Origin of the sequence: Corynebacterium nasorum, from assembly GCF_022345765.1 — a bacterium.
GTDB classification, from domain to species: Bacteria; Actinomycetota; Actinomycetes; order Mycobacteriales; family Mycobacteriaceae; genus Corynebacterium; species Corynebacterium kefirresidentii.
In genome coordinates this window covers 1-7,814 of the sequence record NZ_JAKRDR010000029.1, presented here as the reverse complement: position 1 = coordinate 7,814, position 7,814 = coordinate 1, and the positions used below count along the sequence as shown (strand labels likewise).

Annotated in this window: 5 protein-coding genes and 2 pseudogenes; 3 read left to right on the top strand and 4 right to left on the bottom strand. The window is 51.6% G+C overall.

From position 1 onward, the window contains the following. Positions 1 to 83 precede the first annotated feature (83 nt). The 3 genes and pseudogenes from wecC to MHK04_RS11975 all read right to left on the bottom strand — a co-directional run. Entirely contained in the window at positions 84 to 1,151 is a 1,068-nt protein-coding gene (wecC, locus tag MHK04_RS11985) for a UDP-N-acetyl-D-mannosamine dehydrogenase (protein ID WP_275434474.1), read from the bottom strand. Between the two features lie 366 nt (positions 1,152 to 1,517). After that, positions 1,518 to 2,024 (bottom strand): hypothetical protein, encoded by a 507-nt coding sequence (locus tag MHK04_RS11980; RefSeq protein ID WP_239208986.1) that lies wholly within the window; start codon positions 2,022 to 2,024, stop codon positions 1,518 to 1,520. Positions 2,025 to 2,444: 420 nt separating this feature from the next. Then, a pseudogene (locus MHK04_RS11975) lies at positions 2,445 to 2,603 on the bottom strand (integrase core domain-containing protein); the annotation flags it as partial. A gap of 118 nt (positions 2,604 to 2,721) precedes the next feature. Here MHK04_RS11975 and MHK04_RS11970 point away from each other — a divergent pair. Then, entirely contained in the window at positions 2,722 to 4,578 is a 1,857-nt protein-coding gene (locus tag MHK04_RS11970; RefSeq protein ID WP_239208988.1) for an SGNH/GDSL hydrolase family protein, read from the top strand. 173 nt (positions 4,579 to 4,751) lie between these two features. Here MHK04_RS11970 and MHK04_RS11965 read toward each other — a convergent pair. After that, a pseudogene (locus MHK04_RS11965) lies at positions 4,752 to 5,978 on the bottom strand (IS3 family transposase). Between the two features lie 272 nt (positions 5,979 to 6,250). On the opposite strand from MHK04_RS11965, the gene MHK04_RS11960 reads away from it, so the two are divergent. Together MHK04_RS11960 and MHK04_RS11955 are read left to right on the top strand one after the other, a co-directional pair. Beyond that, positions 6,251 to 6,676 carry a hypothetical protein gene (locus tag MHK04_RS11960; RefSeq protein WP_239208990.1) on the top strand — a complete coding sequence of 142 codons (426 nt, stop codon included), beginning with the start codon at positions 6,251 to 6,253 and terminating at the stop codon, positions 6,674 to 6,676. Positions 6,677 to 7,397: 721 nt separating this feature from the next. Continuing rightward, positions 7,398 to 7,730: a 6-carboxyhexanoate--CoA ligase gene (locus MHK04_RS11955; RefSeq protein ID WP_239208992.1), complete on the top strand. Its 333-nt coding sequence runs from the start codon at positions 7,398 to 7,400 to the stop codon at positions 7,728 to 7,730. Positions 7,731 to 7,814 lie beyond the last annotated feature (84 nt).

Genomic DNA, 7,814 nt, shown 5'->3' with positions numbered 1-7,814 from the left:
ATGTCGCGTGGGTGCAAAATGAGCTCAACGAAACACCCCGACAAATCCTCGGCGGCGCAACCCCACGTGAAATACTTAACGAACTATTCAAGCGTGGCGCATCCACCGCTTGATTCCGCCATCGCTGTGGCGATATCCACCGACGGAGATTCTCGTAGATCGTCGATATTAGCCTTGAAGGCAAGTCCAAGAACTGCAATAACATTATTGGCGGATTTTTGGGCAGCCTCCATCACTTTCCCGAGAACCCATTTAGGCTTCCCATCATTGACGTTCCTGGCGGTGTGGATGAGCTGTGATTCTTCTGGTGCGGCGGAAACGATAAACCAAGGATCTACTGCAATGCAATGTCCGCCAACGCCGGGGCCCGGTTGAAGAATGTTAACTCGTGGGTGGTGGTTGGCGAGGTTAATTAACTCCCATACGTTAATGCCGAGGCGGTCGGAAATTACGGATAGCTCATTGGCAAATGCGATATTGACGTCTCTGAATGAATTCTCGGTGAGCTTAGCCATCTCAGCAGTTACGTCATCCGTGGCTAGCAGCTGACCTCTACAGAAGCTCGCATAGATTTCGGTCGCACGGCGTGTAGCTTCTTTAGATTGCCCACCAATAATCCGGTCATTCGACTTTAGCTCCTCTATAGCTTGACCGGGAAGAATTCGTTCGGGGCAGTGTGCAAAGTAGAGAGTTTTCTCGTTAGCGGCGACACCCTCTTTGTCGGCCCGTAAGTCTGGGCGAAGCTCGAGAATTCTAGACGCCATCTTTTGGGTGGTCAGAGGAGGGGAAGTCGATTCCAATACGATCAATTCATTTCCCTCAAGTTGCGGAGCTATTGCTTCCGCGGCCGAGTAGATGAATTTCATATCAATATCATGCCCCTTTGTGAAAGGGGTTGGTACTGCCACGATGTAGGCATCGGCATGTACTTGCTCCGTGGTGGCTTTGAAATTTCCAGTTGAGAGCGCATTCCGCAATTCTTCTTCCAAGCCTGGTTCGATTATGGTGACTTCGCCACGGTTAATTTTTTCTACATTAGGGGCGTTCACATCTACGCCTGTAACCTTTAGGCCCGCATTTGCCATGACGACTGCTGTTGGCAGGCCAATATATCCAAGGCCTAAAAAGGCCACGTGTGTAGTTGAACTCATTTTGTCCTCTATTCGTCTAGTCCGCGTAGAATTCCGCTGAGAAAGATTATACGTAAGACTATCTGCAGACTATCTGCAGACTATCTGCGCTCTTTGCTTAGGCTCTCGTGACGTCAGTCTGATCGATGCAGCTATTCTGATTTTTTCTATTAACTGTTTCATTCTTTCTTCTTGTATGACTCGAAAAGCGTATTGGAAATTGAATGTGGGAATAGAGATTAAGTGTGTGCGCATCGAATCAAGTGGGTTTTGAGGGCATTAAAAGTGAATTGCTGTCAGCGGTGAGTCGAAAAACGCGCACGCACCTTGTTTAGAACCTACGGTCGCCCTGCAGGTGTGTTTTAGCCTTTAACGTGGGAAGTGAAACTAATAGGGGCGTATAAACCCAGCCGCCTTCATGGCTTCTGGCTGAGGTACTGAAGGGTTTGCAAGCTTTCGGACGATTTCAATAAGTTTGTCTCTAGGTATTGGCACATGCCCGTTACCATCGAAATCGAGACGCTCAGCTATATTAAGGTCGCTAGTACGAGATTTTACAAACGGCGCATGGTTTTTCTCGAGAAATTCAGAGTCTCCAGTATTGTGGTACATAGCTGCATAGAATTGGGCCGAACTTGGTATTACGTCGGCGAGATTTATACCATACTCGGAGCTGATTCTCTGGTATGGAGTTCTTCCGACAGCTCCATGACATTTAGTCATGTAAGTCGCCCAGTCTTGATCTTGGCCTTGGCTCAGATTGAGGCGGGGATTCACGGTTAAGGCGATAGAGTTTGGAAAATCAGCGGCATAATTCATGGCTGCGTACCCGCCCCCGGAATTGCCAAAGAAAATTAAGCGCTTGGGATGAACCGCTTCGATTGCCTCGCTCAAAATGGGGTGGAGGATTGGCTTAAGGTGTCCGAGGGCTCGGTTGCCTAGGTACCAACCAAGAGAAACCTCATGATCCAAGCTGACACTTGGATCTGCTACTGCAATCAGGTTAACTCCCGCCTCGCCTGTAAACTTTTCGCCTACAAGCGTAGGAAAAGATGTTCGGACGGATACTCGATGTTGGAATGTAACCACTGTGGTGCTCGAACCGCGATCTCTGATTAGGAGATCTAGGAGTTGATTTCCAATTTGGATGGTATGTAGGCCGTCAGTTGCCTCATTTCTCGACCAAAAAGTAGGAGATGGGTACAGTTTGCCGACCCCCCACTTGGATGTGTCTCGTTTCCTCATGGGGAAAATGCTACAGCACCTTTTTAAAGGCCATATTGAAGCGTCCTAGGGTTAGTTCCGGTTCTTTTACTACCCCGTACTGACGGGCTGGGTCAGAGAGTACTCGATTTCCACTTCCTGCGGAGTGGCGTAGTCCAATGCTTCGTGAAGGCGCTCGGTGTTCCACCAATGCACCCACCACAAAGTCGCCAACTCAACTTCTCCCACTGACGTCCACGGGCCTTGGGGGAAATTGGCAACTATCGCCTCTGATTTAAGACATTCGAGATAGAGACTAGGCGCTATTCTAAGACTGTTGTACGGGCGATGGGGGTATGTCAATTGTCGCAAAGCTAAAATGAATGCTGTGCGAATCAGAGATATCAAGCGTTGGTCACCGGGAATTCAGTACTCAGATCCCGAGGAGTTTTGTAGGGAACTGGACCATGACGGTTTCCACACAATTCAGCTAAACGCCACAACTCTAGATTTGATGTTGGTTGACCGCAAATCTGAAACCACGCTCGTCGCTTTCCAGGGCTCTGTGCCTGGGAGGAGCACGTATCCTAGCTTTTTAGGTCTGGAACTATCGGAATTGGCAGGCGTCAATTTGATTGCAATTTCGGATCCGACCGTGGTGGTCGACCGAGAACTACGAGTGGGATGGTACTTAGGGAATCGAGTTACCGGTCCACTGAAGCGGTCTCTTTTACCTGTTCTTAGGCGTAGCGTCGATTACCTTGAAGGAGATCGAACTATCTTCTACGGTGAGTCTGATGGCGGATATGCTGCAATGAATTTCGGTCAGCATTTTTCTGGGGCAATCGCTTTGACGATAAATGCGCGTTTAGGGTTTTCCGACAAGCCGCATCTGGAACTAGCTGAGTACGTAAATCGTGCGCACAAGGTCAAGGGTAGAACTCCTTACCTCAGGGTCAGGGACAGCTATGCGAAGAATCTCTGGGAAACTATCGACCTGAACGCGCCTTTTTATCCGGTTATGTATCAAAATAGCGGTGACGCGAAGTGCCTTGAAACTAACCACTCTGTGTTTGTAAAACAGCGTGGCAATGACCTGGACTTGGCAGAGCGGTTGGATTTTGACGGCGACGGCGAAGTCCCAATACCTCGTGACAAATTGCTGAGTATTCTGTCTGCTCTAAGAGACCCTGGCGTTGGGGCTGAGGAGGCAATAAGGCAGGCTGGCTTCCAAAACTCTCAGAATCGTGGGGATCGAACGCCTGTACGCAATAAAGTGCCTTGCGCTACCCCTAACGCCCAACGGGAGAGGAGAGTGCGCCTAGAGGACATAGATCCTACTGTCAACCCAAACAAGGGTGTTCCGCGAAATATTAGGTTAAAAAGGTGGCCGGGTGAAATGCGTAGGCGGGTAACAATTCCCGAAACGTACACCCGGCATGGTGACGGATCACTTCTCCCAGGAGCGACGCCAGTCACCACTGATGCGGCAGGTTTCATCTTATCGGGGCCATCCGGTCTTGACAGTAGAAGGCCAATTGTCTTCCTCGGAGACAGCGTAGTGGAGTCTCTATACGCACCCGAGGGACAACGCTGGCCCGATGTCGTTGAGGATGAGTTGGAGGTCCGCGCGCCCGGATCATTTCGGGTGCTGAACGGTGGTAAATCAGGTGCGACTCTTTTACACCTTGCCTTAAGTCTTTTGGCGACGATACCACCTTACTCCGGCAGCTTAGCAGGGCTGTTTGTAATTGCACCCGGAGCGGACGCGAAGCTGGAACTGGATACTGCAACCTATTGGTCAAGTCATCGCTTCGTTGATCCGTTAACCCCAGGTGTTCGTAAGACGGGTGCATTTGCGTATCCGGAAATTGGCCGCGACCGAGACCTTCTGTGGAGAGTCATTTTTGAGACTATGTCGGCTTACGACATTCCAGGAGCCGTTCTGTCTGCGCCTGTAAGGTGCGGCGAGTGGTCGAAAAGTAAGTTTTTGCAAAAGAGATATTCGAGCCGGCAAGAATACGATGCGAGCTTACATCGATATGATGCGGTGAAGGAAGATGCAAGAAAAGCTGCGGCCAAAGGTAGGGTGGATTTTTTCTGGAATTACCAGAGCATGCCACGGGAGAATAATGAGCGGTTTTTCTATGACCATGTCCACTTTAACGATTTAGGGCATAGGACGTTTGGCAAGGAAGTAGCCGATGCTATTTGGCCAATTCTGCGCCGTAAAATCGAGGATTGATCTAATTCGTCCAATTTACATTGGGCAGTACCAGTGGAGTGGAGGAGGCTCTGATTTGAAAGGAGTTTCACCGATAATGACTACGGTGTCCCCTAAGAAGAATTATGACCCGTTGAGGGGCAACGAGGTCAGCGAGAAGCTGATGAAGCGTCCTGGGTTTAGTTCCGCTTCTTTTACGGCCCCGTGTTGACGGGCTGCGTGAGATAGTACTCGGCTTCATACCTCTTGTGGGGTGGCGTAGTCCAATGCTTCGTGAAGGCGCTTGGTGTTCCACCAATGCACCCACCGCAAGGTCGCCAACTCAACTTCTCCCACTGACGTCCACGGGCCTTGGGGGTAGATGAGTTCAGTTTTGTAGAGTCCGTTGACTGTCTCCGCCAATGCGTTGTCATAGGAGTCGCCGACTGTTCCCACACTCGGGCGAATTCCGGACTCAGATAAAGCCGTAGAATACTTCAACGACACGTACTGGCTGCCCCGATCACTATGGTGAATCAACTGGTTGTCATGGATTCTTCCAGCAGTGGTTAAAGCGTGCTCTAAAGCCTCTATCGGCAGCGCATCAGTGCGCAGTGCAGAGCGCGTGGCAACACCAACAATTTTCCGACTGAAGACATCAACTACAAATGCGGTGTAGGCGAACCCCGACGAAGTGCGAACGTAGGTAATGTCGGCAACCCAAAGCCTGCCTGGTGCCTGCGCACGAAAGTTTCGCTGCACCAGGTCCGGGCGACAATCGGGCGACTTTGGGCTTACCGTTGTTACCGGGTGTCGTCCACGTCTGCGGCCGGAAACACCTGCGAGCTTCATCAACCGGGCAGTCTTATCGCAGCCAATATGAAAGCCTTCGCGGTTCATAGCGTGCCACATTTTTCGGAAACCGTAGACCGAAAAATTCTCCGCGTGTACACGTCGAATCTCTGGGATGAGCAGGCTATCGCTTAACGCCCTTGCGCTGGGAACACGTGTGGTGGCTTTCCGGTAGCCGCGTGAGGTGATGAATCCACGATCTGCTTGTCGAAGGACACGGCAGATGGCCTCGACCCCAAACTGATCTTTATACGCGTCGATATAGGAGCTCATTTGGTCGTGGGGCGGTCGAGTTCCGCCGCGAAAAAGGCTGAAGCAGTCTTGAGAATCCCATTTGCTCGTTTCAGCTCCCGGTTCTCTCGGCGCAGACGCTTGAGTTCTTCTTCCATTGTTTCGTGATCCGGCGCTTTGCGTCCGTCTCGTGTACAGGCGCTGTCGCGGTACCACGCCCGCAATGTGTGGCGTGATACGCCGAGGAGCTCGCCGACCTGTTCGTAGGCGCGCTGTAGTGAGCAGGACTTCAAGCGGACCATTTCGATGATCTGATGGACCGCCTTCTCCTTAAACTCGACGGAATACTTTCTGGGCATAGTGCCTAATCCTTCCTTACCTGAGGTAGGAACTAAACCCAGGACGCTTCAGGTGCGTCCGCGTGGCGTGAATGCTGTGGAAGGCGGAGACGCTAAAGGAAAGAGGACAAAAGGTCACAAGACTACAAGCATCATGAATTCCTAGTCTTATTAAATGTCCTTGGTCCGGGTGCTTGTGCGCATCCATATTTCGCTTTCGCCTGATGCCTTACCCCAGCAGACACTGGTAGCATTTTGCATACCGCAACCGGCAGCCACGGGAGGTCTATTCAATGGACGGGGATACTGGCTATTTTCTCTTTTGCGCCGGGGCAGTGCTAGTTATGGTGCTCTACTGGACGTACTACATCAGGTGTGAGCGGAGGGAACCCAGATCGGAAGAGTGGTACGACTCAGGCGATGTGGAAGGTGCGGCAAGTGATGGCGTCCTTTTCGTCTATCCTTACGGTTCGCTAATTTTTGGCGCTTTGGGTGTAATAGGGTTGACACAGGGGATGAACCCTCCCGAATTTGTCACAACCGTGCTGATGTTTGCGGGAATGGCAGCTCTCGGCATCGGGCTCATTGGAATGACGGGAGCGGTCGGGATTCCGCTTCCGTGGCCTTTTGTTCCGAAGTGGGTCGTCGACATCCGCAAGGCAAAGCGTGCTCGTAGACGCGAGCGCAGACAAGCTAGAAAAAGGGAAAAGGAAGAATAGGCCTGGCAACTTAACCAGAGGCCGAAGCCCGTTAAACATTTCCAAGATCAGGCTGTATTTCCTTCAGTATGGGGGACTACTCCTTTAGGGGACAACCAACTTATACGGATGTTGTTCCAAGGGGAATCTCCTTGTGATTAGGCGGAGCAATAAGTACACGCCGGTGTAGCGGTGTGAAGCCGCGAACCTGGTAATCGAGTCATAGCGCCCGATCTCTCATGTGGCTTAGGGCATTCGTGTTTCCGCCGAGCTTTGCGGCCGGTGGTTCAAACTCGAGCGCATGGTGTGAATTTGACCCTGCAAGCTCCCACCGACCGCGTTCGGCATTTTTCTTAGTGGCTTCGTCGCATCTCCGATTTTGAAAATTAGGAGTCTTTGGCGGCAGCCTTATTGTCAAAACCCGTGTTTTAACAATAAGCGTTCGGGTCGCAGGCTTTTAGCGTAGAAACCGACAGACAGGTCATCTGAACAATGGGGGCGGCTTTCTCTCGGCCGCCTAATCCGCTGTTGCTCGCTACGGGAGCGCGGGGTGGTCCCCAGTACCGGTGCCATCAACTGGTCTGGATTTTCTCTACTCGAACGGAACGCGGTAGGGGGCACTCCAAGTATTTATCTTCTTAACCTGACGGCGCTTGATGTCGAGCAGGGTGTGCCTGCTGCGCTGAAGAAGTAGACTCACAAATCTCCTGAACGGTGTTCAACTCTTCGGTACTATCTGCACATGGACTACTACTCTGTGCGTATGCGCGCAAACACAGCGGGCCAGCACATCTCCGGTGCGGAGGATATCGTAAGCGCCAATGACGTGGCTGCGACGTGTGCGGCCCTGGCGCAACGCGCTCTTAACCACCCCAAAGGCAGCGCGGAAAACACAACCATCACGGTAGAAGCCTTAAAGGAAGAAGAGATTTGGCGAGTACCCCAGGTGAGCATTAAAAACCTGGACGTGAAATCTCCGGAGCACGCGCACACGGTTATACGGGATTTGTTGCGCGGTCATACCCCACATGTGGAACGCATCGGCGGAATCAAGCGGTGGATGCGCCACGCTTGAATAGTTCGTTAAGTATTTCACGTGGGGTTGCGCCGCCGAGGATTTGTCGGGGTGTTTCGTTGAGCTCATTTTGCACCCACGCGA

Coding starts and splice junctions, on each gene's coding strand:
- wecC (WP_275434474.1), bottom strand. CDS start 1,151: ATGAGTTCAACTACACACGTGGCCTTTTTAGGCCTTGGATATATTGGC.
- MHK04_RS11960 (WP_239208990.1), top strand. CDS start 6,251: ATGGACGGGGATACTGGCTATTTTCTCTTTTGCGCCGGGGCAGTGCTA.
- MHK04_RS11955 (WP_239208992.1), top strand. CDS start 7,398: ATGGACTACTACTCTGTGCGTATGCGCGCAAACACAGCGGGCCAGCAC.